The organism is Bradyrhizobium sp. IC3195 (assembly GCF_020193585.1).
Classification (GTDB): domain Bacteria; phylum Pseudomonadota; class Alphaproteobacteria; order Rhizobiales; family Xanthobacteraceae; genus Bradyrhizobium; species Bradyrhizobium yuanmingense.
The window spans coordinates 1-26070 of record NZ_JADYVG010000023.1 but is presented as its reverse complement, the minus strand read 5'-3'; the positions used below and the strand labels follow the sequence as shown (position 1 = coordinate 26070).

Here is a 26070-nt window from a genome sequence, read left to right as displayed (position 1 = left end):
TCCCGTCAGGGCACGACCAAACGCCGCACCGCCTTAGCGGTCTCGGCCGACGCCCTACTGCCTCAGCATGATCAGGGGATCGGCGGTGTCGGGGACGCGGCGCCACTGCGCGTTGTCGTCGGCCTCGAACTGCCAGGCTTCGCCGGATTTCGACATCAGGATGATCTGGCCGCGCTCGAGGCGCCATTGCGTCGGGTTGAACTGCGCGATCGTGGCGTCGCATCTCGGCTTGAGGAAAACCTGGAAATTGTCCGCATCAGCCTCGGTGTTGGTCAGCGTCAGCCCGCACACCGGCTGGCCGTTGCGGCGCACCATCGACCAATCGCCGATCATCTGGTCCATTGACTTCGCCATCGAGCGCGCGGCGGCGAGATCCTGCAGGATGTAGACGCCCTCGCCCTGGCGCAGGCCCTCGAAGATGCCGGCCTCGACCTCGGTGAAGTCGATCACGGCTTCGCCGGTCGCATCCTGCAGGCGCACGATGTCGAGGCCCCTCACGCTCCAGGCCACGATGTCCTTGGTGAAGGGCAGCGCGGTCTTGCAGGACGGCTCCAGCTCCAGCTTGAAACCCTGGCCTGCGGCGTCAGCCTTCAGCGTGACGACGCAGGTCTTGCTGCGCTCGGTGGTCGAGAGCTCCCATTGTCCGGGCATCTGCTTCTTCAGGCTCGCCGCATCCTGCGCATGCGCGATGCCGATCGCGGCCAAGGAGGCCGCGACGGCGCCGATCGCGGCCAGGCAGGCCGCAACGACATATGCGAGAAGGCGACGAGCGATCATCAGCGTCCCTTGACCGGCGTTTCCGCAACCGGCGTCAGCGGCGCCTTGCCGGCGAACCAGGCCTTGAGATTGTCGACCACGAGCTGGTCCATGGCGTTGCGCGTCACCACCGAGGCCGAGCCGATATGCGGCAGCAGCACGACGTTCTGCATGGTCTTGAGCTCGTCGGGCACGTTCGGCTCGGCCGCGAACACGTCGAGCCCGGCGGCGAGAATGGTGCCGGATTTCAGCGCCTGGATCAGCGCCGGCTCGTCGATCACCGAGCCGCGGGCGACGTTGACCAGCACGCCGCGCGGGCCGAGCGCCTTGAGCACCTCTTCATTGATCATCTTGTTGGTGCTGGCACCGCCGGGCACGATCACAACAAGCGTGTCGACCGCTTTCGCCATCTCGATCAGGTCAGGATAGTGCTTGTACGAGACGTCCTTGGAGGGATTGCGGGAGTGGTAGACCACCGGCACCAGCGAGGCAGCTAACCGGCGCGCGATGGCCTGGCCGATCCGGCCCATGCCGACGATGCCGACCTTGCGGTCGCGCAGCGAGCCGACGCTGAGCGGATAGTTCTGGGTCTGCCAGAGCCCGGAGCGGACATAGCGGTCGGCCTTGATGAACTCGCGCAAGGTGGAGATCAGAAGGCCCATCGCGACGTCGGCGACCTCCTCGGTCAAGACGTCGGGCGTGTTGGTCACGATAATGCCGTGCTCGGCCGCATATTTGGCATCGATGTGGTCGTAGCCGACGCCGAAGCTCGCCACCATCTCCAGCTGCGGCAGCTGCGACAGCGAGTCCTTGTCCGCACGCACGGTGTGGTAGGTCACTGCGACGCCGCGGATCTTGTCGCGGACCGCCGGCGTCAGCCGCTCGAGATCGCCGCGCGTCTCTGCCTTGTGCACGACGAAATGATCGGAAAACCCGTTCTCGAGGATCGGCCGCACCGGCCCATAGATCAGAAGGTCGATCTTTTCGGACGAAATCGAACCGGCAGCCATCAGTTTTCCTTTCCAAGCGCGCTCTCATGCCAGCGCCGTAAAACGAGGTGGGAAACTAGCGCCAGCACCCCATAGATGACAATCCCGGCCAGCGACAACAGAAGCAGCGCGGCAAACATGCGGGGTATGTTCAAGCGATAGCCTGACTCGGCGATCCTGTAGGCGAGCCCGGAGCCGGCGCCGGCCGTTCCGGCCGCGATCTCGGCCACGACCGCGCCGATCAGCGACAGGCCGCCGGCGATGCGCAGGCCACCGAGAATGTAGGGCAGCGCCGCCGGCAGCTTGAGGAAGCGCAGGGTTTGCGGCTTCGATGCGCCATAGAGCTGGAACAGGCCGGCGAGGTTGCGGTCCACCGAGTTCAGCCCGAGCGTGGTGTTCGACAGCACCGGGAAGAAGGCGACGATGAAGGCGCAGACGACCACCGCGGTCTGCTGCTCCAGATAGATCAGCAAGAGCGGCGCGATCGCGATGACAGGCGTCACCTGCAGCACGATTGCATAGGGGAACAGCGAATATTCCACCCATTTCGATTGGTTGAACAGCAGCGCCAGCCCGATGCCGCCGATGCTGGCGGCGACAAAACCTTCGAGCGTGGTGACAAGCGTGGTCGCCAGCGATTGTGACAGCACCGCCCAGTCCTTGATCAGTGTCAGCAGGATGACGGAGGGCGCCGGCAGCACGTAAGGCGGGATCTCCCTGATGCGGACCACGAGTTCCCAGGCAAAGAGGCCGGCTGCGACGACGATGACGGGCAGCACGAAGCGCATCGCGCGTTGCGCGCCGGACGATTTTGCGGGCACGGGAGCTTGGGCGTTCATAGCGTCGACTGCCCCGAATAGGACGGCGCCAGCGCGGCCGACACGCGTCGGCAATAATCGGAATAGGCCGTCGAGGTGCGAAACTCCTCACCCCGCGGCTCGACCGTCTCGATGCGGATGTCGGCCTGGATGCGGCCGGGGCGCGCCGTCATGACGACGACGCGCTGCGACAGATAGACGGATTCGAACACCGAATGGGTGACGAAGATGACGGTCTTGCGTAAGCCTCGCCACAGCGCCAGCAGATCGTTGTTGAGGCGGAAGCGCGTGATCTCGTCGAGCGCGGCGAACGGCTCGTCCATCAGGAGGATATCGGGATCGGTGACAAGCGCACGCGCCAGCGACACCCGCATCTTCATGCCGCCGGAGAGCTCTCGCGGAAAGGCATCGGCGAAATCAGCAAGGCCGACGCTGGCCAGCGCCGCGTCGGCACGCGCGCGCCCCTCCGCCTTCGGCACGCCGCCGAGCTTCAGCGGCAGGCGCACGTTCTCGCGGACATTGGCCCAGGGCATCAGGGTCGGCTCCTGAAACACGAAGCCGATGCCGTGACCTGGCTGTGGCACGCCCTCGTGCCGTGCCACTCGCACCGTGCCCGACGACGGCGCGCTGAGCTCGGCGATCAGCCGCAACACCGTCGACTTGCCGCAGCCGGAGGGTCCCAGCAGCGAGATGAACTCGCCCTTGCGGACGGCAAGGTCGAACGGGCCGAGCGCCATCACGCCGTTGTCGTAAGTTTTCGTCACGCCACGCAGGCTGACGGCGAGATGCGTCAGGCTGGCCTCGACGGCGGGCGCGGTTCTGCTCTCTGTCATCACGCGCTGAACATGGCGGGGCACGTCACCTCCCCCCAGCGGGGAGAGGTCGGCGCGCAGCGCCGGGTGAGGGGCCTCAGGTCCAACGAGGGAGCGTTACCCCTCACCCGCACCGCATCTGGCGATGCGATGCGACCTCTCCCTTCGGGAGAGGTGGGCGCCAGCCTCACCGGCGTGCCTGATCTCAACATTTACGGCTTGTTCGGGCGCAGCTCGACGCCGACGCCCTTGTTGACGAAGCGCAGCGTGTAGGATTTGCGGTAGTCGAGATCCGCCTTCACGACCCCGGCCTTGACCATCTTGTTGAAGAAGGAGGCATAGCGCTCGTCGCTCATTGCGCCGATGCCGTTCTTCAAGCTGTCGCCGGAATCGACGATGCCGTGCTCCTTCATCTTGGCGACGGAATAGGCCAGGAGATCGTCGGTCATCTCCGGGTTGAGCTGCTTGATCAGGGCATTGCCGGCGGAATTGTCGCGGTACATGTAATTGTACCAACCGATCATGGAGGCATCGACGAAGCGCTGCACGAGGTCGGGCTTCTTCTCGACGTTCTCGCGGCGGGTTTCGATCAGCGTCGAATAGGTGTTGAAGCCGTAATCGGCGAGCAACAGCACATTGGGCTTGAAGCCGGCGGCCTTCTCCACCGCAAACGGCTCGGAGGTGACGTAACCCTGCATCGCGCTCTTCGGGTTGGCGATGAAGGGCTGCGGATTGAAATTATAGGGGCGGACGTTCTTGTCGCTGAAGCCGTATTCGGATTTCAGCCACTGGAAGTAGCTGGTCATGCCTTCCTTGGAGACGAACAGCGTCAGCGGCTTGAGGTCCTCGATCTTGGCGACCTTGGCGTCGGGCTGCGTCAGCATCACCTGCGGATCCTTCTGGAAAATCGCGGCGATGGTGATGACGGGAACGTTGTTGGCGACGGCATCGAACGACATCAGCGTGTTCGCGGCCATGAAGAAATCGATCTTGCCGGCGATCAGCAGCATCCGGTTGTTCTCGTTCGGGCCGCCGGGGACGATGGTGACGTCGAGGCCGTATTTCTTGTAGGTGCCGTCGGCGACCGCCTGGAAGAAGCCGCCATGCTCGGCCTCGGCGACCCAGTTGGTGCCGAAGGTGACCTTGTCGAGCGTTTGGGCGCGCGCCGGCGCAAAGGAGGCAAGAGCGGCCAACAAGCCCGCAACTAACGCTCGCCGCAGATGAAAGGGGGTCATATTGGCACTCCGTCGATCGTGGCTGGCCCAATCGCGACTGGTCCGGGTGAAGGCAACGCGATAGAACCGCATGACATCAGGGGATGCGAGCCGCCCGGGCCCGCATCCCCTCAAACCGCAAATTACGTGACAAATTCGAGCAAGGAAACCTCGATGACGCCCTCCCGCGACTGGATCGACATCGACTGGGCTGATGCGAGCCCGGACGAGGCGTCGCGCTGGATCGCGGTGCTGCCGCTGGCGGCAACCGAGCAGCACGGCCCGCATCTGCCGCTGACGACGGACGTGCTGATCGCGGACGCCTATCTGGCACGTGTGCGCCAGCTGTTACCCACCAGCATTCCGGCGAGCTTCCTCCCGGTCGAACGGGTCGGGATCTCCACCGAACATATCGACTATCCCGGCACGCAGACGCTGCCGACTGAAATCGCGCTGAGGAAATGGGCAGCGATCGGCGCGGACGTTGCACGCCACGGCGTGAGGAAGCTCGTCATCGTCACCAGCCATGGCGGCAATAGCGCAGCCATGATGCTGGTTGCGCAGGACCTGCGCGCGCATCACAAGCTGTTCGTGGTGACGACGTCGTGGTCGCGGCTCTCGGGCGCGGACAAATTGTTCCCGGCCGATGAAGTGCGGCACGGCATTCACGGTGGCGCGGTCGAGACCTCGATCATGCTGGCGCGCTATCCGGATCAGGTGCGCAAGGATGCGATCGCCGATTTTCCCGCGAGCAGCATCGCGATCGAGCAGCAATATCGCTGGCTGTCGACGCAGCGGCCGGCGCCGTTCGCCTGGCAGGCGCAGGATCTCAACACCAGCGGTGCCGTCGGCAACGCGACGCTGGCGCAGCCAGAGAAGGGCGAGCAGCTGCTCGATCAGGGCGCGACGGCGTTCTGCGAGCTGCTGGGTGAGGTCGATAACTTCGACGTGAACAGGCTTGCCAAGGGTCCCCTCGGCTAGGGGGCATCTTCCTGGATTCATTCAGGAAAGATCTATTCTTCGCGAGCGCATTTGCAGTCTTCGAACCGGACGCGAGCAGCCTCCGTCCAACTGGGCACGCGGGCCACAACGGACCGCCTCAACCCCGGATGGAGTTTCACATGTCGATCAAGACCAAGATTGCCGCCGCAGCTCTCGCTGCTCTCACTGTTGCCGGCAGCATCGCATCCACCACCACCTCGGCCGAAGCCAAGCAGCCCGGCTGGGTCTGGGGTGTCGGTGCCGGCATCGCCACCGCCGCCGTCGTCGGCTCCGCGATCGCCGCCAGCAACGATCCCTATTACCACGGCTACCACCGCTGCGGCTGGGTCGCGCAGTACAACGCCTTCGGCCAGTACGTCGGCCGCGTTCGCACCTGCTACTGATCTGAGTATCTGAGGCCGATCTCCACGTGGATCCCGCGTCCGACACGGGCGCCTCATCCACCCCGTGTCGTGCCCCCGACCCCGCCCGGCCGTCCCCCCGGGCGGGGTCATTCGTGTTGCGGCCAGAACAGCCCATGATGAGTCGGACAACCCTTCCGATTGCACGTTCCGCGTGTCAGGATACGAATGGGTGGCTGGAGGGCGAGCGTGAGTTGGCAGATCTCAATTGGATCGATCCTGATTGCGATCCTGACATCGACACAGGCATGTCCCGAGCCGGCCTCACAGCCGCTAACGGCGACCCAGGGCGACAGCCGCCCTGCCGTAGACCTCGAGCTCGTCATCGCAGTCGACGTTTCTTACTCAATGGAGCCGGATGACCTTGCAGCCCAACGCGAAGGCTATGCCAAGGCCATCGTCTCGCAGGAGTTTCTCCGGGCGGTGCGAGCCGGTCCTGCCGGCAAGATCGCGCTGACCTATTTCGAATGGTCATCGACCAGCGACCAGAAAATTGTCGTTCCCTGGCGACAGATCGACGGGCCGGGAGCGGCTGAGGCGGTCGCAACTGAAATCACCAATGCACCGATCCGCCGCGGTTCGCGCACCTCGATTTCAAGTGCAATTAAGTTCGCCGCCTCGCTATTCGAGCAGAACCCCTACAGTGGTCCGCGCCGTATCATCGACGTCTCGGGCGATGGCCCCAACAGCAATGGCGATCCGGTCACCTCAGCGCGCGACAAAGCGTTGCAGCAAGGCCTCGTCATCACAGGCCTGCCGGTCATGACCAACGCAACACCCGCTGCTCCGACAGACTTTCAGCATATCGACCATATCGATTGGTACTACGAGGATTGCGTGATCGGCGGCCCGGGTTCCTTTGTCGTACCGGTCACCGATCGCGAAAATTTCAAGGAGGCGATCCGGACCAAGCTGACTCTCGAGGTGGCGGGCCAAACGCCAGATCAATCGCCTGCCCCCTCTACGGACAAGGAGCCGCGCGTTCTCTGCACGATCGGCGAGAAACTCTGGCAGGAGCGCTGGGGCGCGATCACACCGGGGAGCAATAGTCCGGCCATGAGCAAACCGGCGGCGAGCAGTCAGTCCAGCAAGGATGACGCGCTGCTCGACAAGAAGATCAAGGGCATCTGCCGCGGCTGCTAGGTCCTTCCGCGGGCCGGGAACCGGCCATCGCCCCCCATGGCCCACCCATCCCTGACAGGTCCTCCCGCAAGCGGCCGGGCTCCGCTCGGGCTGTTCAGGTTGCTGAGCAGAGGGGCGATGTTGCAGCCGCGTCACATAGTGGTGCGAACTCTCCTCTATGGCGATGGGGATCAGTTGCTATTGCGAATTATTCGCAATAAGGCTTGTCGCAGATTCAGGAGCTTGGGACGAAGTCGAGGCGAATCGAGACCATCCCGGCCGGTCGCCTCGAACGCGGAGGCCTGGTGACAGAATCGCCGCGACCCGGCAGGGATATCGCGGCGGGTGGGACACATTCGCGTTTGGGGGCGTGCGTTTGGCGTTGAGAGGTCACAGACACCGGTGCTTGCGAACGGCCGCGGCGATTGCCACGGGCGTGCTGGCTTTTCCGACCGCCGGCCGCGCGGCCGATCTGCCGCTGAAGGAGCCGGCCTTGAGAGCGGTCTATGACTGGACCGGTCTCTATATCGGCGCGCATGCCGGCTACAGCCGCGGCTCGTCGCGCTTCGCGCTGAACGACGGCACCGCACTCGGCGACAGCGGCGTCTTCAGCGGCATGATCGGCGGCGTGCAGGCGGGCTACAATTACCGCCTCAACTCCGGCTGGCTGGTCGGCGTCGAAGGCGATTTTACGTTTCCCAACTACATCACCTCGAACTCGATCGTCTCGTTCCTGGCAACGCCCGCCAACACCGTCACCCAGCAATGGGACTACGCCGCGAGCGTGCGCGGCCGCGTCGGCTACACCAGCGGTCCCTGGCTCATCTATGCCACCGGCGGCTTCGCCTGGATGGGCGAGCGCTATTTCGACGCGCCGGCCTCCGGCGCCGAAATCCCGAAGATCCTGAACACGCGGCCCGGCTGGGTCGCAGGCGCCGGCCTCGAATACGCCTTCGCGCCGCATTGGAGCGCGCGGCTCGAATATCTCTACAGCCGCTTCGACGGCGCCAACGTCGCCTTCTCCACGGGCGCGCAATACACGTCCTCGTCGCTCGACTTCCAGCAGGTCAGGCTCGGCCTCAACCGCAAGGTCGATTGGCCGGGCCTGCCTAGCTATGATCCGAAGAGCTCACTGATCGACACCGAATCGGACCGCTGGGAGATTCACGGCCAGACCACTTATCTTCCGCAAGGCTATCCATCCTTTCCCGCGCTCTATACCGGGCCGAACTCGCTGTCGCCGTCGCGGCAGGCCAAAGCGACCTGGAGCAACAGCCTGTTCCTGAACGCGCGGCTGTGGGACGGCGGCGAGGTCTATTACAATCCCGAGCTGCTGCAGGGATTTGGGCTGAACGACACGGTCGGTGCGGCCGGCTTCCCGAACGGCGAAGCGCAGAAGTCGAACTTCCCCTATCCGCACTACAACACCTCGCGCCTGTTCGTGCGCCAGACCTTCGGCTTCGGCGGCGAGCAGGAAGAGCTCGCGAGCGGTCAGCTGCAGCTGGGGCAGAAGGTCGACGTGTCACGCCTCACGATTCAGGCCGGCAAGTTTCCGGTGATCGACGTGTTCGACGGCAATGCCTACGCCAAGGATACGCGCCGGGATTTCATGAACTGGTCGATCTGGGCGCCCGGCGCCTTCGACTATTCCGCCGACAAGGTCGGTCTCACCTACGGCGTCACCGCCGAGCTCAACCAGAAGCAATGGGCGCTACGCGGCGGCTATTTCCTGATGGTCTCCGAGTCCAACGCCAATCACTTCGACACCAGGGTCGGGGAGCGCGGTCAATATTTGCTCGAGCTCGAGACGCGCTTCTCGCTGTTCGGCCGGCCGGGCAAGCTCAGGACCATCGGCTGGCTCGATAGCGCCAACATGGGCAGCTTCCGCGAGACGCTGGACAATCCCGCGCTCAATCTCGACATCGCGCAGACCCGGCGCGGCCGCCTGAAGTACGGCTACGTGCTCAACCTCGAGCAGGCGATCACCGACGATGTCGGCCTGTTCGGCCGCTGGAGCTGGAACGACGGCAAGACAGAAACGCTGGCCTTCACCGACATTCATCGCAGCCTGTCCGGCGGCGTTTCGATCAAAGGCACGACTTGGGGCCGACCCGACGACGTGATCGGCGTCGGCGGCGCGATCAATGCGATCTCGCAGGATTATCGCGAATTCCTCGCCGCCGGCGGCCTCGGTGTGCTGGTCGGCGACGGCGCGCTGAACTACCGCAAGGAACGTATCTTTGAAACCTATTACGCCTATGCGGTGAACAAGAACATCACCCTCACCGCCGACTACCAGCTCATCGTCAACCCCGCCTACAATGCCGACCGCGGACCGGTGTCGGTGTTTTCGGGGCGGCTGCACGGGGAGTTCTGAGCTCGACGCGACTTCGGTGCGCGCGACGCGTCCTTCGAGACGACCGCGTCGCGGTCTCCTCAGGATGAGGCTAAGCAACACCGGCGCCCGTGGAAATAGCTGCCGCATAGTCCGTCCTCATCCTGAGGAGCCCGCCAGAGGCGGGCGTCTCGAAGGATGGACCGCGGGCACGTCGCTCTTCAATGCGATTGCCTCACCAAGCGGCGAGAGACGCTCGTCACGCCGCGCGGATCGCATCCAGGAATTTTCCGACCTCGACCTTGAGACGGCTGCTCTCGCCGGACAGCGACCTTGCCGATGCGAGCACGTTGGAGGAGGCCGATCCGGTCTGGTTGGCACCGCGCTGCACGTCGACGATGCTGGCGGAGACCTGCTGGGTGCCGCGCGCGGCCTGCTGCACATTGCGTGAGATCTCGCGCGTCGCTGCGCCCTGCTCCTCGACCGCCGCGGCGATGGCGGACGCGATCTCGGACATGCGGGAGATGGTGTCGCCGATCGACTTGATGGCGCCGACGGAGTCCTCCGTCGCCGTCTGGATGCCCGAGATCTGCTGGCTGATCTCGCCGGTGGCCTTGGCGGTCTGCTCGGCCAGCGCCTTGACCTCGGACGCGACGACCGCGAAGCCGCGACCGGCCTCGCCGGCGCGCGCCGCCTCGATGGTGGCGTTGAGCGCCAGAAGGTTGGTCTGGCCGGCGATCTGACTGATGAGCTCGACGACGTCGCCGATCCGCCCCGCAGCCCTGGCGAGCTCGCCGACATGCTCGTTGGTCCGCCCGGCCTGCTGCACGGCCTCGCCGGCGATGCGCGCGGAATCCTGAACCTGACGGCTGATCTCGTCGACCGACGAGGCCATCTCCTCGGCCGCGGCGGCAACGGTCTGCACGTTGGTGGAGGCCTGCTCGGATGCGGCGGCAACGGTCGCGGTGACCTTTTCCGATTGCTCGGCCGTGCTCGTCAGCGTTCCCGCGGAGGCTTCCAGCTCCGAGGATGCCGACGAGACGGTGTTGATGACGTCGCCGATCATGGCTTCGAACTCGCGCGCGATCTGATCCATGCGCTGGCTGCGCTTCAGCTTCGCTTCCGCTTCGATCGCGGCCGCCTCGTCGGCGGACTTCTTGGCGAGCAGCGAATCCTTGAAATGCTGGAGCGAGCCTGCGACCTGGCCGATCTCGTCGCTGCGGCCCGTCGCCGGAATCTCGACCTCGTGCTGCCCGGCGGCGAGCGCTCCGATCACGTCGGCGATCCGGCCGAGCGGCGTCACCACGCGCCTGCGCAGCATGATGGTTACGCCACCGAGCGTGCCGAGCAGGGCCAGCACGGCGACACCGGCCAGTGCGAGCATCGCCAGCGCGCCGTCGCGCGCGGCCGAGGCACGCTCGGCGGCTTCCGCCAGCGCGGCGTCGCGCACGCCGTAGAACATCTGGATGACCGGCACGATGACCTTCGCCAGTTCGTCGGCGGTGGCAGCATATTTGCCGTCACTCCGGGCCGCAGGAAGCTCCTTGTCCACAGCAACTGCAGCTTTTCCGAAATATGATTCCGTCGCAGCCTTCAGCGCGGTGGCGATGCGGACGGGATTTCCGAGTTGCTCGAGACCGGCCTCGATGCGCTCGCGATCGACCTCCACGCGTCCCTGCATGCGGTCCATCAGCGACAATTCGGCCGCGGTGAGCGGACGGCGCGCGGAGAGCGCAGGCGACAGCGTGGCCGCGCGGCTGCCGGCCGAAACACGCAGGTCCTGCGCCGTCCGCGCCAGGTTCAACAGCGCCGCAAGCGAGGAATCGGCGTTGATCACCTTGGCCTCGAGCTTGTTCATGACAGGCTCGAGATTGGCGAGGACCTCGGCAACACCGGGCAGGAAGCCCTTTGTCACGGCGCTGTCGCGCGTCGCGAGGGGAACGCTCATCGCACGATCGGCCGCGGCGGTGATGTCTTTCAGCCGCCGCGCGGCACGGTCGAGATTCTCGGCAATCGCGCCGCCGTCATCCAGCACCATGACGGCGCGCGTTGCGGCCTCGAAGCCCGCCTCGGCCGTTTTCGTGGCCTTCGTCGCAGCTTCGAGCTGCGCCTGCGTTGCGGCGCCCTCCTGGAAGATCGGTCCGATATAGGGAGCGCGAAGGCTGGCGACGTGCTGGCTGGCCATCAGCGTCGCGCCAAAGGCATCGACCGTCTTGATCGCGTCGGAGCGGTTCGTGAAGATGCGGGCCTGCGGTATCAGCACCTCGGCGCCGAGAATGACTGCAAATACCGTCACCGTCAGCATCGACAGCGCAAAAAGCTTCCCGATCCGCATCCTCAGGTTCCCCGACTTTACTTCTGCAATGTCGAAAACCTAGCCGGCGGGCCACTAAGGGCTCGTTAAGCAACGATCCGTAGTTCGGCGGGGTGTCAAGTCGTCGCGGACGCCCTTGGGAACGCCGTCGCGCACGGGTTCCCTTTCGGCATGAATAAGCAGAATCGCCAGCACTTCCGCACTGAATACCTATATCAGTGGCTTGCCGGCATCCCGGCCACACTTGCTTACCTCCGGAACGTCAATGCTTTCGCTCGAACTCGCCATCGTCGTCGTCCTGATCGTCATCAACGGCCTGCTCTCCATGTCGGAGCTGGCCGTGGTGTCATCGCGCCCAGCGCGGCTGTCGCTGCTCGCGGCCAAGGGCGTGCGCGGCGCCGAGCGGGCGCTGACGCTGGCGGCCGATCCCGGCAAGTTCCTCTCGACGGTGCAGATCGGCATCACGCTGGTCGGTGTGCTCTCCGGCGCGTTCTCGGGCGCGACGCTCGGGCAGCGGCTGACGCAATGGCTGCTCGAGCTCGGCCTGTCCCCAGGCATTGCCGACATCGTCGGCGTCGGCATCGTGGTCACGCTCATCACCTACGGCACCCTGATCGTCGGCGAGCTGGTGCCGAAGCAGGTGGCGCTGCGCGACCCCGAGAGCATCGCGGTGCGGGTCGCGCCGGCGATGCACGCGCTCGCGAAAATATCGCTGCCGCTCGTCTTTCTACTCGACGTCTCCGGCAAGCTGATCCTCACCCTGCTCGGCCGCGGCGGCAAGGCCGAGGAGAAAGTCTCCGAGGACGAGATCCATCACCTCGTCAGCGAGGCCGAGAGCGCAGGCGTGCTCGAGCCGGGCGAGAAGGAGATGATCGCCGGCGTGATGCGGCTGGGCGACCGGCCGGTCGGCGCGGTCATGACGCCGCGCACCGAGGTCGACGAGATCGATTTGAACGACGATCGCGCCGCCATCCGGGAGATCATCGCCAAGAGCCCGCATTCGCGCTTTCCCGTCTCTGACGGCGACCGCGACAAGCCGATCGGCGTGCTGCAGGCCAAGGATTTGCTGATCGCCTATATGAACGAACGCAGCCCGGACTTGCGCGCGCTCGTGCGCGAGGCGCCCGGCATCCCGGTGTCGGCAGATGCGCGCGACGTGCTGACCATCCTGAAAGCGGCCCCGGTTCACGTCGGGCTCGTCTATGACGAATACGGCGCCTTCGAGGGCATGGTGACCGCCGCCGATATCCTCTACTCGATCGTCGGCGCCTTTCATTCCGAGGAGGGGCCGCCCGAGCCGGCCTTCATCAGGCGCGACGACGATTCGCTGCTGGTCTCCGGCTGGATGCCGGTCGACGAGTTCGGCGAACTGCTCGGCATCGAGCTGCCGCCGCATCGCTACAACACGGTCGCAGGCCTCGTGCTGCAACAATTCAACATGCTGCCCAATGTCGGCGATGCCTTCGATTTCGGCGGCTGGCACATCGAGGTGGTCGATCTCGACGGGCGAAGGATCGACAAGATATTGGCGAGCCGATTGACTGAGGTCGAGACGGGGTAGCAGGTGACGGCGCACCCACTTTTCCTTCTCCCCTTGTGGGAGAAGGTGGCGCGAAGCGCCGGACGAGGGGTTGTCTCCGCACATTCAATCGAAAATTGGATTCGCGGATAGAACCCCTCACCCGTCTCGCCGCTACGCGGCGAGCCACCCTCTCCCACAAGGGGAGAGGGAAACATCATCACCCGAACCTCACCCCGATCCGCTTTTCCTTGCGCCAGACCACCGTGCAGGTCCGATGCGTGCCGTCGGCCTGGACGAACAGGGTGAAATGATCGGGAATGCCGATGGGGCTGGTGACGTCGAGTGCGGCGCCGGTATCGGAGAGATTGCGGACGGTGCAGTCGATCGCGCCGCCGCCGAACTCGATCGTTCCGGCCTTCAGCACGCGATGTCGGGCCTTGTCGCGTCGCTCGTCCATGGGGCGAATCTACACCCAAAGTTGAACCAGCCGTTAAACCCTACCCTCCGCTCTCGGCAATTTGAGGTCCCTGGCCTACGGCAGCCGCAGCCCGCATCTTACAACGCCGGCTGGAACGTCTCGGCGCGCGCCATCTGCCAGGCGTCGCGGAAGCGCGGGTCTTCCGTGCCTTCGAGCAGCTCCCCCGGACGCAGCGCCGGATAGAGCTGCGCGAACGACTTCACCTGGGTCGTCGACGTCCGTTGGCTGAAATGGATCGGCCGCAGCTGCTGCGGATGTTCGAGCCCGGCCGCGGCGATCAGCTCGGTCAGCGAGTGCAGCGTGGCGTGGTGATAATTGTGCACGCGGTCGATCTTGAGCGGCACGTAGAGCGCGCGCGCCCGCGTCGGGTCCTGCGTCGCCACGCCGGTCGGGCAGCGGTCGGTGTGGCAGCTCAACGACTGGATGCAGCCGAGCGAGAACATGAAGCCGCGCGCCGAATTGCACCAATCGGCGCCGATCGCCATGGCGCGCGCCATGTCGAAGGCGGTCGCGATCTTGCCGGAGGCGCCGATCTTGATGCGGTCGCGCGCATTGATACCGACCAGCGCGTTGTGGACGAAATTGACGCCCTCGCGCATCGGCATCCCCAGATGATCCATGAACTCGAGCGGCGCGGCACCGGTGCCGCCCTCATTGCCGTCGACGACGATGAAATCAGGATAGATTCCGGTCTGAAGCATCGCCTTGCAGATCGCCAGGAACTCCCAGGGATGGCCGATGCAGAGCTTGAAGCCGGCCGGCTTGCCGCCCGAAAGGCGGCGCATCTCGGCGATGAACTGCATCATGCCCACGGGCGTCGAGAAGGCGCGGTGCGAGGCCGGCGAGATGCAGTCCTCGCCCATGGCGACGCCGCGGATCTTGGAGATCTCCTCGGAGACCTTGGCCGCCGGCAGCACGCCGCCATGGCCGGGCTTGGCACCCTGGCTGACCTTGAGCTCGACCATCTTGATCTGGTGGTCGCCGGCGACGCGCGCGAACGCTTCGGGATCGAAGCTGCCGTCGAGATGACGGCAGCCGAAATAGCCCGAGCCGATCTCCCAGATGATGTCGCCGCCCATCTCGCGGTGATAGGGGCTGACGCCGCCCTCGCCGGTGTCATGGGCGAAACCACCCTTTTTGGCGCCGGCATTCAGCGCGCGCACGGCGTTGGGGCTGAGCGCGCCAAAACTCATCGCCGAGATGTTGAACACCGAGGCCGAATAGGGCTTTGCGCAGTCCGGCCCGCCGATCACGACGCGGAATTTCTCCGTCGCATGCGCCTTCGGCGAGACCGAGTGATGCATCCACTCATAGCCCTCGCGATAGACGTCCTCCTGGGTGCCGAAAGGACGCTTGTCGAGCTCCATCTTGGCGCGCTGATAGACCACCGCGCGGGTGTCGCGCGAGAACGGCATGCCGTCCTTCTCGCTCTCGAAGAAATATTGCCGCATCTCGGGGCGGATCTCTTCGAGCAGGAAGCGGATATGCGCCGAAATCGGGTAGTTGCGCAGCACCGCGTGGCTCTTCTGCAGGAGATCGCGGACGCCGAGCAGGGTCAGAGCGCCGAAGATCAGGATCGGAATCAGCAGGATGTCGAAGATCTTGCCGTCGGAGATGCCGATGCCGATCAGGAGCGCGGTGACCACCGCGCAGATCGTCAGCACGATGAAGCGCGGCGAGAAGGGCAGCAGCAGGGTTTCCATGATCCCCTCCTCCGCCAGCGGCAGGCGTTTCGGGGATGCATGCGTGTTGTTGTCGTCGGCCACGATTCCGATCCTCTCGCCAGCAGAAGGCGTCACGATACGCCCGCGCCTGTCATACGGATATGACGCCGCCCTTGTTTCAGGCTAGCGAATTCGGCCGAGACAAATCAATCAGCCGGATGGACGGATTTTGCGGTGCAGCAGAGGGGTCGGATGGGGTCAGGCTGGAGGCGGCGCAAGCCATGCAGTGTCCCGGGCAAGCGCAAGCTCAGACCCGGGACCCAGAATGCAACAGCATACGATGCGGCGAGATGGACCCCGGCTCTGCAGCGCACCGGCGAAGGGGCGCTGCGTCCGGGACACGAGAGCGTGGTGCTTAGCGCTCGACGAAGGCCTTCTCGATCACGAAATGGCCGGGCTTGTTGCCGCTTCCTTCGACGAAGTCGCGGCTCTCGAACATCTGCTTCAGCTCTTCCAGCATCGCCGGGCTGCCGCACATCATGATGCGGTCGGTTGCGATGTCGAGCGGGCCCTGCCCGATGTCGTTGAAGATCTGCTCGGAGCTGATGAGGTCGGTGATGCGGCCGCGATTCCGGAACGGCTCGCGGGTCACGGTCGGATAATAGACGAGCTTATCCGCGAGCAGCTCGCCGAACAGCTCATCCTCGCGCAGGGTCGCGACCAGCTTCTCGCCATAGGCGAGCTCGGAGACCTGACGGCAGCCATGCACCAGCACGATGGACTCGAACTGGTCGTAGACCTCGGGGTCCTTGATCAGGCTGGCGAAGGGCGCAAGGCCGGTGCCGGTCGAGAGCAGCATCAGCCGCTTGCCGGGAAGCAGGTTGTCGGTGATCAACGTGCCGGTCGCCTTGCGGCCGACCAGGATGGTGTCGCCTTCCTTGATCTTCTGCAGGCGCGAGGTCAACGGACCGTCCTGCACCTTGATCGAGAAGAACTCGAGCTCTTCCTCGTGGTTGGCGCTGGCCATGCTGTAGGCCCGCAGCAGCGGCCGGCCATCGACCTCGAGGCCGATCATGGCGAACTGGCCGTTCTGGAACCGGAAGCCGGTGTCGCGGGTGGCGCGGAAGCTGAACAGCGTGTCGGTCCAGTGGTGGACGGAAAGAACCTTCTCTCGGTAAAACGCGCTCATGATTTTCGATATTCCGAATAACTGCGGTTTTAGGGCAAAAGCGTTGCCCGGCCCTGAAATCGGGCGGTCACCATTTGCCATGGCGGAGGATTTCGCGTGTGTGATCTACGCCATTGAGACCAATAATCAACCTCGTTTCGGATGCAATTGATGCCGGTCAAACCGGCATTTGCGGCAGAACTGGTCACATCATTAAGGAATCTGCTGCCTGGCGCGCGTGGAGGATAATATCTTTTCCCTCCCGGCCTTCATTGCAGCACTTAATTTCCGGCGCGCTCGCAAGAATTTCATTAAGAATAGCTCTGATTTTCAGCCGGTTTGGCGCCGATGCCCGCATTTTTGCGGCTTTTGGCGACAGGAATGACGAAACACCATGGCAAGCGGCGAGCGGATCTTCGTTCAGGCGATCAGGCGGTATTGCGCGGAGAGGGGCATCGCGGTCGATGTCCGCTCCGACGGCTGGCTGATCGCAATGCGCCGGGGGCCGCGGCGCCGTTTCGCCTTCGGCTACGACATCGGCCTCAACAACGCCATCGCCCATCGCCTCGCCAATGACAAATCGGCCACCGCCGAGGCGCTGACGCTGGCGGAGGTGCCCTGCGTTCCGCATCGGCTGTTCCTCAACCCGAAGCTGGGCGTGCATGTCGCCGGCGCCGATTGGCGCGAGGGAATGCTGGCGCAGCTTGCCCAAAACCCGCAGGGCGTGGTGGTGAAGCCGAACGAGGGGACATCAGGGCGATCGGTGTTCAAGGTGACGACGGAGGCGGAGCTCGACCGGGCGGCCGACGAGGTCTTTTCGATGAGTACCGGGCTCGTGATCTCGCCCTTTGTCGCGATCGAGGAGGAGGTCCGCGTGGTCCTGCTCGATGACATGCCGCTCGTCGTCTACAGCAAGCAGCGCGGCTCGGATTGGCGGCACAATCTCGATGCCGGCGCAAAGCCGGTGTTGCTGGAGGACGGCGAAGTCCGCGCGGTCTGCGCAAAGCTCGCGATCGATGCCGCGTGCGCCATCGGCATCGTCTTTGCTTCGATCGACGTGGTTCGCGTGAACGGCGAATGGAAGGTGCTCGAGATCAATTCCGGCGTGATGATGGAGGCGCTGGGCAAGTTGCACCCGGAGCTGGTGCAGGCGGCGTATGACGCGGCGCTCGATCGGGTGTTTGGCGAGCTTCGCCACGAGCGATAATCGCTGCCAATTATTCGTCCCGCGGAAATCGTCGGCCGCGTTGAACGCCTTTGCCGGCTGCAACGTAGTCGGCACGTTCACGTTGGCCCGATGTTCCCGTTGTGAAATGGAAAGCGGCGATCTAGCCTTCATGCAGCGCACGACGCATGCGGCTTGCACGCTTTCCTTGCGGCGGCTGCATCAATGATCGTCAAGCAAATGAAAGGGAAACGCCATGAGCGGCAACATCAATCGCCAGATCCTGCTGGTGGAGAAGCCCAGCGGCAAGCTCGGTCCCGAACATTTCAGGATGGTCGAGGGCGCGATGCCGGAGCCGAAGGATGGCGAGGCCTTGCTGCGCGTACGCTACATCTCGCTCGACGCGGCCAACCGCGCCTGGATGCACGGCGCGACCTATCGTTCCGCCGTCGAAGCCAACAGTGTCATGGCCGGCGGCGCCATCGCCGAGGTCGTCAACTCGAAGGCAGCGGGGCTTGCGCCCGGCGATATCGTATTCGGCGACACCGGCTGGCAGGAATTTGCCGCCGTGCCGGCGAAGCATCTGACCAAGATGCCGAAGCTCGAGCCGATAACGCACCTGCTCAGCGTGTTCGGCATCGCGGGCCTCACCGCTTATTTCGGCCTGCTTGAGATCGGCAAGCCGAGAGAGGGCGAGACGGTCGTGGTCTCCGCAGCCGCAGGCTCGGTCGGCTCGATCGTCGGACAGATCGCCAAGATCAGGGGATGCCGCGTCGTCGGCATCGCCGGCGGCGCCGACAAGTGCAACTGGCTGACCTCCGAGCTCGGCTTCGATGCCGCCGTGGACTACAAGGACGGCGCGGTGTTCAAGGCGCTGCGCGCAGCGGCCCCGAAAGGCATCGACGTCTATTTCGACAATGTCGGCGGCGACATCCTCGAAGCCTGCCTGCCGCAGATGAACAATTACGGCCGCATCGCCTGTTGTGGCGCGATCTCGCAATATGACGGCGCGCCTGCCGCACATGGCCCGCGCGGCGTGCCCGGCCTGGTCGTGGTGAAGCGGCTGACCATGCAGGGCTTCATCGTGATGGACTACATGAAGGACAGCGAGCGCGCGCTCGCCGATCTCCAGGCTTGGGTGAAATCCGGCAAGCTCAAGGTGCAGGAGGACATTCTCGATGGACTTGAGACCACGCCGAAAGCGCTGATTGGATTGCTTGCAGGCGAGAACCGCGGCAAGCGCATGGTAAGACTGACGACGTAGTCGCGCGCCCCAATTGCGTCGGCATAATTGACTTGCGGTAGAGGCCGAAGCGGCCAAAGATGTCGCTCGCGAGCTGACCCTCGCGACGATTGCGCTTGCATATCTTTTTCAGAATGGTCGGCGTTCCCGATCGGGCAGGAATTCATTCAAATGTTCAAAACGTTGAAGCATGCATCGACGCGCACGGCGTTGCTGGCGACAGCACTCTTCGCAACTGCAACAGGAGCGTTCGCGCAGACCGAGGCCCAGAAAAGCGCCATCCGGTCCGCATGCCGCTCGGACTTCATGGCGCATTGCTCGAGCGTGACGCCTGGCGGAGTGGAGGCGTATCAATGCCTCGCCAAGAACATGTCGAGCCTGTCGTCGGGCTGCCAAGCTGCGGTTCGCGCGGTCGAACCGGCCGCCGCGCCGAAGACCGAAGCAGCGCCCGCCAAATCTGAACCGGCCAAATCTGAACCGGCCAAGTCTGAACCGGCCAAAACGGAAGCGGCGCCGGCTGCCGCGCCAGCTTCCAAGCCGGGAGCGGCAGCGGCGCCGAAGGCAGCAGCAGCAAAGCAGCCGAGCCCCGCGCAGGTTTCCGCGATCAAGAGCGCCTGCCGCGGCGATTATCCCAAGGTCTGCGCCAGCGTGCCGCCCGGCGGCGCGCCCGCGCTCGAATGCCTGGAGAAGAACAAGGCGAAGGTGTCGGCCGGTTGCGCCAAGGCGGTGAACGCGGCTTTTGGTGGCGGAGCGGCCGCGCCTGCTTCCGCTGCTGCACCGGCCGCAGAGGCGGCGCCTGCCGCGGCACCGGCCGCCATCGTGCTGCGGCCATTGCTGCCGCGCGAAGAGCTGTTCATCGTGCGGTCGGCTTGCGGCGCCGACATCCGCACCCTCTGCGCCGGCGTGGCGCCCGGCGGCGGCCGGATCATCCAATGCATTTCCAACCGGGCGGCATTGCTCTCGCCGGCCTGCAAGGAGGTGCTCGCGCCTTTCGCGGCGCGATGAGACCGAGCGAGCTTAATTCGTCCGCGGCATGAATTGCGGTGCGTGACGAAAAGGTTTTCGCGTGCTGAGGCGTAAACTAACCGATCCTTGTTTGAAAGGCCGCTACGACCACGACAAGCCCCGGGAGGACAACATGCGTTCATTGCTGCTCGTTGCTTCTGCGCTTCTGGCTTTCGCCGCCACCATGACCTTCGAGACCACCGACGCCAACGCGGTGGTATGCGCGCGCGGCGTCGTTCGCGCCGGCTGCGCCGGCCCGAACGCAGCCGTGGTCGTCCGCAAGCCGGTGCCGGCGGTCCGCTGCACCAGAGTTCTTGTGAACGGGGTCTATGTGAAGCGCTGCGTCTGACCCCCGGTGGCCAATCCGCCCAGGTTTGGCTATGATTCGCACCTGACGGTTTCGGACGCGCACGAGCGTGTCCGGACACGTGCTTTGGCGTGCCGCGCGCTGGCAATAATTCCGCTGGCGCAGGACACCGGAGCACATTAGTCTACCCCTAGATAGTAAGTATACTGTCAATTAGGGAGGCAGACGTTGCGGATCGCCGTGATTGGCGGGGGGCCCGGTGGGCTCTACTTCGCCTATCTCTGGAAGAAGCGTCACCCCGAGGATCAGGTCGACCTGTTCGAACAGAACCCGGCCGACGCGACCTGGGGCTTTGGCGTCGTGTTCTCCGACCAGGCGCTGGAGTTCCTGCGCGCTGACGACCCCGATACGGTCGATGCGATCGCCCCGCACATGGAGAGCTGGGAGAACATCACGCTGCACCTGCATGGCGACAGCGTCGCCATCGACGGCGTCGGCTTCTCATCGATCGGGCGACTGGATCTGCTCAGATTCCTGCAGCAGCGCGCGCTCGATGTCGGCGTGACCCCGCGCTTCGACACGCAGATCCAGGCGATCGACCAGCTCAACGGCCACGATCTGATCGTCGCCGCCGACGGGCTGAACTCGCTGGTGCGCCGCGCCTATGAGGGCGATTTCGGCACCTCGCTGTCCTACTCATCCAACAAGTTCGTCTGGTACGGCACCTCGAAGCGCTTCGACACGCTGTCGCAGACTTTCGTGAAGACCGAACGCGGCGCCTTCAACGCCCATCACTACCGCTATTCGCCGACCATGAGCACCTTCCTGGTCGAATGCGATTACGCCACCTGGCAGGCCTATGGGTTCGCCTACAAGGACGTCGAGCAGTCCAAGGGCGTCTGCGAGGAGGTGTTCGCCGACACGCTCGGCGGCCATTGCCTCGTCTCCAACAAATCGGTCTGGCGCAATTTTCCCTGGATCTGGAACGAGCACTGGTCGTTCAAGAACATGGTGCTGCTCGGCGACGCCCTGCATTCGGCACATTTCTCGATCGGCTCGGGCACGCGGCTCGCGATCGAGGACGCCATCGCCCTCGTCAAGGCGCTGGAGTCGGATGCGCATCTTGCGACCGCGCTGCATCGCTATCAGGCCGCGCGCAAGCCCATCGTGCAGAAGCTCGTCAACGCGGCGCGCACCAGTGCGTTCTGGTACGAACATTTCGCCGAGCACATGAAGCTTCCCCTGATGGACTTCGCCTACAGCTACATCACCCGCTCCGGCCGCATCGACGATTCCCGGCTGCGTGCGATGTCGCCGGCCTTCATGGCTCGCTACGAGGCGGCCAGGAACGCCGGAGACGGCGCCGAAGACAAGGGCGGAGATGCGGCATGAGCAACGAGATTCGCGACCAGGTGCCCACGGACAGCGCGGGGGCGCGCGAAATCGGATTTGCCGTTCCGCAAGTCTACAACGCGAGCCGCGTGCTGTTCGACAATCTCGGAAAGGGCCGCGGCGACAAGCGGGCGCTCATTGGTCCGGCGGGCTCGCGGACCTATGCCGAGCTCTGCGCAGAGGCCTGCCGCTGGGGCAACGGTTTCGCCTCGCTTGGCCTTGCGCGCGGCGATCGCGTGCTGTTGTTTCTCGACGACACGCCGGCCTACCCCGCCGCCTTCTTCGGCGCCGTGCGCGCCGGCTTCGTGCCGCTGCTGATCAACACGTTGACGCCGCCGGACCTCTTGCAATTCTACCTCGCCGATTCCGGCGCGACCGTCGCGGTGGCGGATGCAGAATTCGTAACCCGCTTCAATGCCGAGGCCTGCAGGGAGACCAAGCTGCATACGCTGATCGTCGCCAACGGCGCGGCCGGCGAGCACGCGGCGCCGCGGGCGCTCGCGGCGGCGAGCTGGCTCGCGCAATTTTCTGCTGAGCTGGCGGAAGCGCCGACGCAACGCGACCACATGGCGTTCTGGATGTACTCCTCCGGCTCGACCGGACGGCCCAAGGGCATCGTGCACCTGCAGCACGACATGGCCTATAGCGAAGCCGCCTTTGCGCGGAACGTGCTGAAGCTGACGCCTGACGACATCTGCTTCTCGGTGCCGAAAATCTTCTTCGCCTACGGCTTCGGCAATTCCGTCACCTTCCCGTTCTCGGCCGGCGCCGCAACGCTGCTGCTGCCGGGCCAGCCGAAGCCGGCCGCGATCTTCGCGGCGATCGAGCAGTACAAGCCGACAATCTTCTTCGGCCTTCCGACGCTGTACACCGCGCTGACCAAAGCGGAAGGCGCGGACAAGACGGATTTCTCATCGCTGCGGATGGCGCTCTCCGCGGCCGAGGTGCTCTCGGCCGAGGTCTTCAACGGCTGGAAGACGCTCACGGGGCTCGAAATCATCGAAGGCCTCGGCTCGACCGAGGTGCTGCACATCTATCTCTCCAACCGGCCCGAGCAGAAGAAGCTGGGCGCTGCGGGCCTGCGCGTCCCCGGCTACGAGGTCGCGCTGCGCGACAAGGACGGCCGCGACGTCGGCGACAACGAGGAAGGGATTCTGTGGGTGCGCGGCGATTCCAACACGCCGCTGTACTGGAACCGGCCGGACAAGTCCGCCGAGACGATCCGCGAGGGCGGCTGGATCTACACCGGTGATCGCTTCGTCCGGGATGCCGACGGCTTCCACTTCTTCCGCGGCCGCGCCGACGATCTCATCAAGATCTCCGGCCAGTGGGTCTATCCGCTCGAGGTCGAGCTGTGCCTCGCCGATCACCCCGACATCCGCGAATGCGCGGTGTTCGCCGCCGAGCTGCCAGACCGTCGCATGACGCTGAAGGCTGTGGTGGTGATGAACAACCGCGCGGTCGACCAGAGTGAGGCGACGCGCAGGCTGCAGGACTATGTCAAGGGCAGGCTGCTGCCGTACAAATATCCGCGCGAGGTGATCTTCATCGACGAGTTGCCGAAGACGGGGACGGGGAAGATCGATCGGCAGGCGTTGCTGCGGATGTGAGGCGCGCTGTCATCGCCCGGCTTGACCGGGCGATCCAGTACTCCGAGACGGTAGCGGTTGAATCGAGACGCCGCGGGGTACTGGATTCCCCGCCTGCGCGGGGAATGACAGTCGAGATTGAGGGCGACAGTGTCGCTCTACAACTGGAGCCCCTCACCCAGCCTTCCCAAGATGCTCCAGCGCGTCCTCCGCGCGCAGCGGCACGCGGGAGGCTTCGTTGTTGAGATCGACCAGCTGCGCCAGCAGGCCCATCAGCGCCTTGCGGTCGGCGGGCTTGAGCGGCTCCAGCATCCGGGCCTGAGCGCGCTCGACGGCGGGGATGATCTCGCGCAGGATCGCAGCGCCCGACTTGGTCAGATAGAGCAGCTTGATCCGCTTGTCCTCGGGTGCCGGCTTGCGCTCGATATAGGCCTTGGCCTGCAGACGTTCGATCACGCTGCCGAGCGTGGAGCGGTCGAAAGCGATCACCGCCGAGAGCCGGGTCGCATCAATGCCGGGATGGGTGTGGATCGCGATCAGCGCGGCATATTGCACCGGCGTAAGGTCGAAGGTCTTGCACTCCTCCATGAAGATCGAGACGGCGATCTGCTGCATGCGCCGGAACAGATAGCCCGGCGCGGCATAGACCGCGTCGATCGTGATCGGAGGCGGCGGCTTACTCGGCATCGGGCTGCTTCTCCGGCGCGGCATCGGCAAATGCCGGCAGTGCCTTGGCGGCGGCCTCGGCCTGGAGCAGGCGCGGATAGGCGGAGACGTCGACGCAGAAGCGGCGCGCATTGCCGAGCTGCGGCACGAGGCAGAGATCGGCCAGCGTCGGCGCATTGCCGAAGCAGAATGGGCCCTTCTCGTCCTTGATCAGCGTCTCGCAGGCCGACAGGCCCTCGCGGTTGACCCAGGCGGCCCAATCCAGGACCTTCTCCTCGGGCAGGCCGAGCTCACGCAGCCGCGCCAGCACTTTCAGGTTCTGCACCGGATGGGTGTCGCAGGCGATCGCCAGCGCAAACGCCCGCACCTTGGCGCGGCGCAGCGGATCCTTCGGCAACAGCGGCGGATTGGGATGGGTCTCGTCGAGCCATTCGATGATGGCGACCGATTGCGTCAGCACTCCGCCCGCATCGTCCTCCAGCGCCGGCACCAGGCCCTGCGGGTTGATGGCGAGATAGCTGGGGGCGCATTGCTCGCCCTTGCGCAAATGATGCGGCAGATGCTTGGCGCCGAGCCCCTTGAGGTTCAGCGCGATCCGCACGCGATAAGCGGCGCTGGAGCGGAAATAGCCGTGCAGCTTCATTGAGACCCTCCCTGCTTTTGGTCATTCCGGGGCGACGCGCCAGCGTCGAGCCCGGAATCCATAACCACGGTCGGGAGTATGGATTCCGGGCTCGCGCCTTGCGGCGCGCCCCGGAATGACACGACCTTGTGTGTCGTTCGTCAAGTTGACGCTACATAGATTGTCAGTATACTGTCAATCAACAATGAACGGGAGGCCTTATTCATGGAAGCCGTGACCAAGACGCCGGAACGCGAGGCGTTCTACAAGAAGATCGACGGCGAAAACCTCACCGCACTGTGGACGGTGATGAGCGACCTGATCACGCCGGAGCCGAAAAGCGCCTGCCGGCCGCACCTCTGGAAGTTCGACATCATCCGCAACTACATGACGGAGGCCGGCAAGCTCATCACCGCCAAGGAAGCCGAGCGGCGCGTGCTGGTGCTGGAGAACCCGGGACTGCGCGGGCAATCCAAAATTACGACCTCGCTCTATGCCGGCGTGCAGATGGTGGTGCCCGGCGACGTCGCGCCTGCGCACCGGCATAGCCAGTCGGCGCTGCGCTTCGTGCTCGAAGGCAGGGGCGCCCACACCGCGGTGGACGGCGAGCGCACTGCGATGGAGCCCGGGGACTTCATCATCACGCCGTCGATGACCTGGCACGATCATTCCAACGAAACCGATCAGCCGATGTTCTGGCTCGACGGCCTCGACATTCCACTGGTGCAATTCTTCGACTGCTCCTTTGCCGAAGGCGCGAAGGAAGACCAGCAGAAGATCACCAAGCCCGCGGGCGACAGCTTTGCCCGCTACGGCCACAACCTCTTGCCCGTTGATGTGAAGCGGAGCTCGAAGACTTCGCCGATCTTCAGCTATCCCTATGCCTACACCCGCGAGGCGCTGGAGAAGGCCAGGACGAGCCAGGAATGGGACGCCTGCCACGGCCTCAAGCTGAAGTTCAGCAACCCCGAGACCGGCGATTTCGCGATGCCGACGATTGGCACCTTCATCCAGCTGCTGCCGAAGGGTTTCAACACCGCGCGCTATCGTTCGACCGATGCGACGGTGTTCTGCCCGATCGAGGGTAAGGGTCGGAGCCACGTCGGCGATACAATGTTCGAATGGGGCCCGCGCGACCTGTTCGTGGTGCCGAGCTGGCATTGGGTGACGCACGAGGCGGATGAGGACGCCGTGCTGTTCAGCTTCTCGGATCGGCCGGTGCAGCAGAAGCTGGATCTGTTCAGGGAAGACCGCGGGAACGCGTGACGGTCGCCGGTCTCGTAGGGTGGGCAAAGGCGCCCTTGCGCCGTGCCCACGTCTTCGCGACTCATGAAGGAATGGTGGGCACGCTTCGCTTTGCCCACCCTGTACCCTTCTGGCGTTCGGAGGCCAGTCAGTTGGTGTAGGCTGGTCGCCGGGCCGATCCGCCGGGAGCCGCCTTGCCCACCTGTGCCTAGAGCACCGACGTAGGACCCGCGCCCTGGCG

The 26070-nt window shown here is 64.7% G+C and carries 23 protein-coding genes; 12 read left to right on the top strand and 11 right to left on the bottom strand.

What is annotated here, in order from left to right; all coding sequences use genetic code 11:
* Positions 1-54 precede the first annotated feature (54 nt).
* The 5 genes from I6F09_RS30755 to I6F09_RS30735 all read right to left on the bottom strand — a co-directional run bounded on the left by I6F09_RS30755 (position 55) and on the right by I6F09_RS30735 (position 4610).
* Positions 55-777: an AprI/Inh family metalloprotease inhibitor gene (locus tag I6F09_RS30755; protein ID WP_036014220.1), complete on the bottom strand. Its 723-nt coding sequence runs from the start codon at positions 775-777 to the stop codon at positions 55-57.
* Positions 777-1766, bottom strand: coding sequence for a 2-hydroxyacid dehydrogenase (locus I6F09_RS30750; RefSeq protein WP_225189755.1), 990 nt, complete (start codon positions 1764-1766; stop codon positions 777-779). Before I6F09_RS30750 ends, I6F09_RS30755 begins: the two co-directional genes overlap by 1 nt.
* Entirely contained in the window at positions 1766-2584 is an 819-nt protein-coding gene (locus I6F09_RS30745) for an ABC transporter permease (RefSeq protein ID WP_225189754.1), read from the bottom strand. Before I6F09_RS30745 ends, I6F09_RS30750 begins: the two co-directional genes overlap by 1 nt.
* Positions 2581-3396 carry an ABC transporter ATP-binding protein gene (locus tag I6F09_RS30740; RefSeq protein ID WP_225150788.1) on the bottom strand — a complete coding sequence of 272 codons (816 nt, stop codon included), beginning with the start codon at positions 3394-3396 and terminating at the stop codon, positions 2581-2583. Before I6F09_RS30740 ends, I6F09_RS30745 begins: the two co-directional genes overlap by 4 nt.
* Before the next feature lie 191 nt (positions 3397-3587).
* Positions 3588-4610, bottom strand: a complete 1023-nt coding sequence (locus I6F09_RS30735; RefSeq protein WP_225189753.1) for an ABC transporter substrate-binding protein — start codon at positions 4608-4610, stop codon at positions 3588-3590.
* A 153-nt stretch (positions 4611-4763) separates the two neighbouring features.
* Here I6F09_RS30735 and I6F09_RS30730 point away from each other — a divergent pair, with 153 nt between their 5' ends.
* From I6F09_RS30730 to I6F09_RS30715, 4 genes are all read left to right on the top strand, one after another.
* Complete coding sequence (locus I6F09_RS30730) at positions 4764-5570, top strand: creatininase family protein (RefSeq protein WP_225145587.1); 807 nt, start codon at positions 4764-4766, stop codon at positions 5568-5570.
* A gap of 140 nt (positions 5571-5710) precedes the next feature.
* Complete coding sequence (locus I6F09_RS30725; RefSeq protein WP_036014244.1) at positions 5711-5974, top strand: hypothetical protein; 264 nt, start codon at positions 5711-5713, stop codon at positions 5972-5974.
* 207 nt (positions 5975-6181) lie between these two features.
* Entirely contained in the window at positions 6182-7135 is a 954-nt protein-coding gene (locus I6F09_RS30720; RefSeq protein WP_225141012.1) for a DUF1194 domain-containing protein, read from the top strand.
* A 385-nt stretch (positions 7136-7520) separates the two neighbouring features.
* Positions 7521-9491, top strand: coding sequence for a carbohydrate porin (locus tag I6F09_RS30715; RefSeq protein ID WP_225189752.1), 1971 nt, complete (start codon positions 7521-7523; stop codon positions 9489-9491).
* A gap of 217 nt (positions 9492-9708) precedes the next feature.
* On the opposite strand, the gene I6F09_RS30710 is transcribed toward I6F09_RS30715, so the two are convergent.
* Positions 9709-11784 (bottom strand): HAMP domain-containing methyl-accepting chemotaxis protein, encoded by a 2076-nt coding sequence (locus I6F09_RS30710; RefSeq protein WP_225189751.1) that lies wholly within the window; start codon positions 11782-11784, stop codon positions 9709-9711.
* Between the two features lie 244 nt (positions 11785-12028).
* On the opposite strand from I6F09_RS30710, the gene I6F09_RS30705 reads away from it, so the two are divergent.
* A complete protein-coding gene (locus tag I6F09_RS30705; RefSeq protein ID WP_225189750.1) occupies positions 12029-13324 on the top strand; it encodes a hemolysin family protein in 1296 nt (431 codons plus the stop codon).
* Between the two features lie 178 nt (positions 13325-13502).
* On the opposite strand, the gene I6F09_RS30700 is transcribed toward I6F09_RS30705, so the two are convergent.
* From I6F09_RS30700 to I6F09_RS30690, 3 genes are all read right to left on the bottom strand, one after another.
* The gene (locus I6F09_RS30700) at positions 13503-13742 is read right to left on the bottom strand and encodes a PilZ domain-containing protein (protein WP_225157236.1); all 240 of its coding nucleotides are present in this window, start codon (positions 13740-13742) and stop codon (positions 13503-13505) included.
* 98 nt (positions 13743-13840) lie between these two features.
* Positions 13841-15466: an FMN-binding glutamate synthase family protein gene (locus I6F09_RS30695; RefSeq protein WP_225189782.1), complete on the bottom strand. Its 1626-nt coding sequence runs from the start codon at positions 15464-15466 to the stop codon at positions 13841-13843.
* A 376-nt stretch (positions 15467-15842) separates the two neighbouring features.
* Positions 15843-16616, bottom strand: a complete 774-nt coding sequence (locus tag I6F09_RS30690) for a ferredoxin--NADP reductase (RefSeq protein ID WP_036014229.1) — start codon at positions 16614-16616, stop codon at positions 15843-15845.
* 373 nt (positions 16617-16989) lie between these two features.
* On the opposite strand from I6F09_RS30690, the gene I6F09_RS30685 reads away from it, so the two are divergent.
* From I6F09_RS30685 to I6F09_RS30660, 6 genes are all read left to right on the top strand, one after another.
* Entirely contained in the window at positions 16990-17802 is an 813-nt protein-coding gene (locus I6F09_RS30685) for a RimK-like protein (RefSeq protein ID WP_225189749.1), read from the top strand.
* Between the two features lie 214 nt (positions 17803-18016).
* Complete coding sequence (locus tag I6F09_RS30680) at positions 18017-19024, top strand: NADP-dependent oxidoreductase (protein WP_225189748.1); 1008 nt, start codon at positions 18017-18019, stop codon at positions 19022-19024.
* 150 nt (positions 19025-19174) lie between these two features.
* The gene (locus I6F09_RS30675) at positions 19175-20008 is read left to right on the top strand and encodes a cysteine rich repeat-containing protein (RefSeq protein ID WP_225189747.1); all 834 of its coding nucleotides are present in this window, start codon (positions 19175-19177) and stop codon (positions 20006-20008) included.
* A 133-nt stretch (positions 20009-20141) separates the two neighbouring features.
* Positions 20142-20357, top strand: a complete 216-nt coding sequence (locus I6F09_RS30670; RefSeq protein ID WP_036026389.1) for a hypothetical protein — start codon at positions 20142-20144, stop codon at positions 20355-20357.
* Between the two features lie 186 nt (positions 20358-20543).
* Positions 20544-21707, top strand: coding sequence for an FAD-dependent monooxygenase (locus I6F09_RS30665; RefSeq protein ID WP_225189746.1), 1164 nt, complete (start codon positions 20544-20546; stop codon positions 21705-21707).
* Positions 21704-23317, top strand: a complete 1614-nt coding sequence (locus tag I6F09_RS30660) for a benzoate-CoA ligase family protein (protein ID WP_225189745.1) — start codon at positions 21704-21706, stop codon at positions 23315-23317. Before I6F09_RS30665 ends, I6F09_RS30660 begins: the two co-directional genes overlap by 4 nt.
* 153 nt (positions 23318-23470) lie before the next feature.
* Here I6F09_RS30660 and I6F09_RS30655 read toward each other — a convergent pair whose 3' ends face one another.
* Positions 23471-23983: a MarR family transcriptional regulator gene (locus I6F09_RS30655; RefSeq protein WP_225189744.1), complete on the bottom strand. Its 513-nt coding sequence runs from the start codon at positions 23981-23983 to the stop codon at positions 23471-23473.
* The gene (maiA, locus tag I6F09_RS30650) at positions 23973-24605 is read right to left on the bottom strand and encodes a maleylacetoacetate isomerase (RefSeq protein ID WP_225189743.1); all 633 of its coding nucleotides are present in this window, start codon (positions 24603-24605) and stop codon (positions 23973-23975) included. The genes I6F09_RS30655 and maiA overlap by 11 nt, the downstream gene beginning before the upstream one ends.
* A 204-nt stretch (positions 24606-24809) precedes the next feature.
* Here maiA and gtdA point away from each other — a divergent pair, with 204 nt between their 5' ends.
* A complete protein-coding gene (gtdA, locus tag I6F09_RS30645) occupies positions 24810-25850 on the top strand; it encodes a gentisate 1,2-dioxygenase (protein WP_225189742.1) in 1041 nt (346 codons plus the stop codon).
* Positions 25851-26070 lie beyond the last annotated feature (220 nt).

Coding starts and splice junctions, on each gene's coding strand:
- I6F09_RS30755 (WP_036014220.1), bottom strand. CDS start 777: ATGATCGCTCGTCGCCTTCTCGCATATGTCGTTGCGGCCTGCCTGGCC.
- I6F09_RS30750 (WP_225189755.1), bottom strand. CDS start 1,766: ATGGCTGCCGGTTCGATTTCGTCCGAAAAGATCGACCTTCTGATCTAT.
- I6F09_RS30745 (WP_225189754.1), bottom strand. CDS start 2,584: ATGAACGCCCAAGCTCCCGTGCCCGCAAAATCGTCCGGCGCGCAACGC.
- I6F09_RS30740 (WP_225150788.1), bottom strand. CDS start 3,396: ATGACAGAGAGCAGAACCGCGCCCGCCGTCGAGGCCAGCCTGACGCAT.
- I6F09_RS30735 (WP_225189753.1), bottom strand. CDS start 4,610: ATGACCCCCTTTCATCTGCGGCGAGCGTTAGTTGCGGGCTTGTTGGCC.
- I6F09_RS30730 (WP_225145587.1), top strand. CDS start 4,764: ATGACGCCCTCCCGCGACTGGATCGACATCGACTGGGCTGATGCGAGC.
- I6F09_RS30725 (WP_036014244.1), top strand. CDS start 5,711: ATGTCGATCAAGACCAAGATTGCCGCCGCAGCTCTCGCTGCTCTCACT.
- I6F09_RS30710 (WP_225189751.1), bottom strand. CDS start 11,784: ATGCGGATCGGGAAGCTTTTTGCGCTGTCGATGCTGACGGTGACGGTA.
- I6F09_RS30705 (WP_225189750.1), top strand. CDS start 12,029: ATGCTTTCGCTCGAACTCGCCATCGTCGTCGTCCTGATCGTCATCAAC.
- I6F09_RS30700 (WP_225157236.1), bottom strand. CDS start 13,742: ATGGACGAGCGACGCGACAAGGCCCGACATCGCGTGCTGAAGGCCGGA.
- I6F09_RS30695 (WP_225189782.1), bottom strand. CDS start 15,466: ATGGAAACCCTGCTGCTGCCCTTCTCGCCGCGCTTCATCGTGCTGACG.
- I6F09_RS30690 (WP_036014229.1), bottom strand. CDS start 16,616: ATGAGCGCGTTTTACCGAGAGAAGGTTCTTTCCGTCCACCACTGGACC.
- I6F09_RS30685 (WP_225189749.1), top strand. CDS start 16,990: ATGGCAAGCGGCGAGCGGATCTTCGTTCAGGCGATCAGGCGGTATTGC.
- I6F09_RS30680 (WP_225189748.1), top strand. CDS start 18,017: ATGAGCGGCAACATCAATCGCCAGATCCTGCTGGTGGAGAAGCCCAGC.
- I6F09_RS30675 (WP_225189747.1), top strand. CDS start 19,175: ATGTTCAAAACGTTGAAGCATGCATCGACGCGCACGGCGTTGCTGGCG.
- I6F09_RS30670 (WP_036026389.1), top strand. CDS start 20,142: ATGCGTTCATTGCTGCTCGTTGCTTCTGCGCTTCTGGCTTTCGCCGCC.
- I6F09_RS30660 (WP_225189745.1), top strand. CDS start 21,704: ATGAGCAACGAGATTCGCGACCAGGTGCCCACGGACAGCGCGGGGGCG.
- I6F09_RS30655 (WP_225189744.1), bottom strand. CDS start 23,983: ATGCCGAGTAAGCCGCCGCCTCCGATCACGATCGACGCGGTCTATGCC.
- maiA (WP_225189743.1), bottom strand. CDS start 24,605: ATGAAGCTGCACGGCTATTTCCGCTCCAGCGCCGCTTATCGCGTGCGG.
- gtdA (WP_225189742.1), top strand. CDS start 24,810: ATGGAAGCCGTGACCAAGACGCCGGAACGCGAGGCGTTCTACAAGAAG.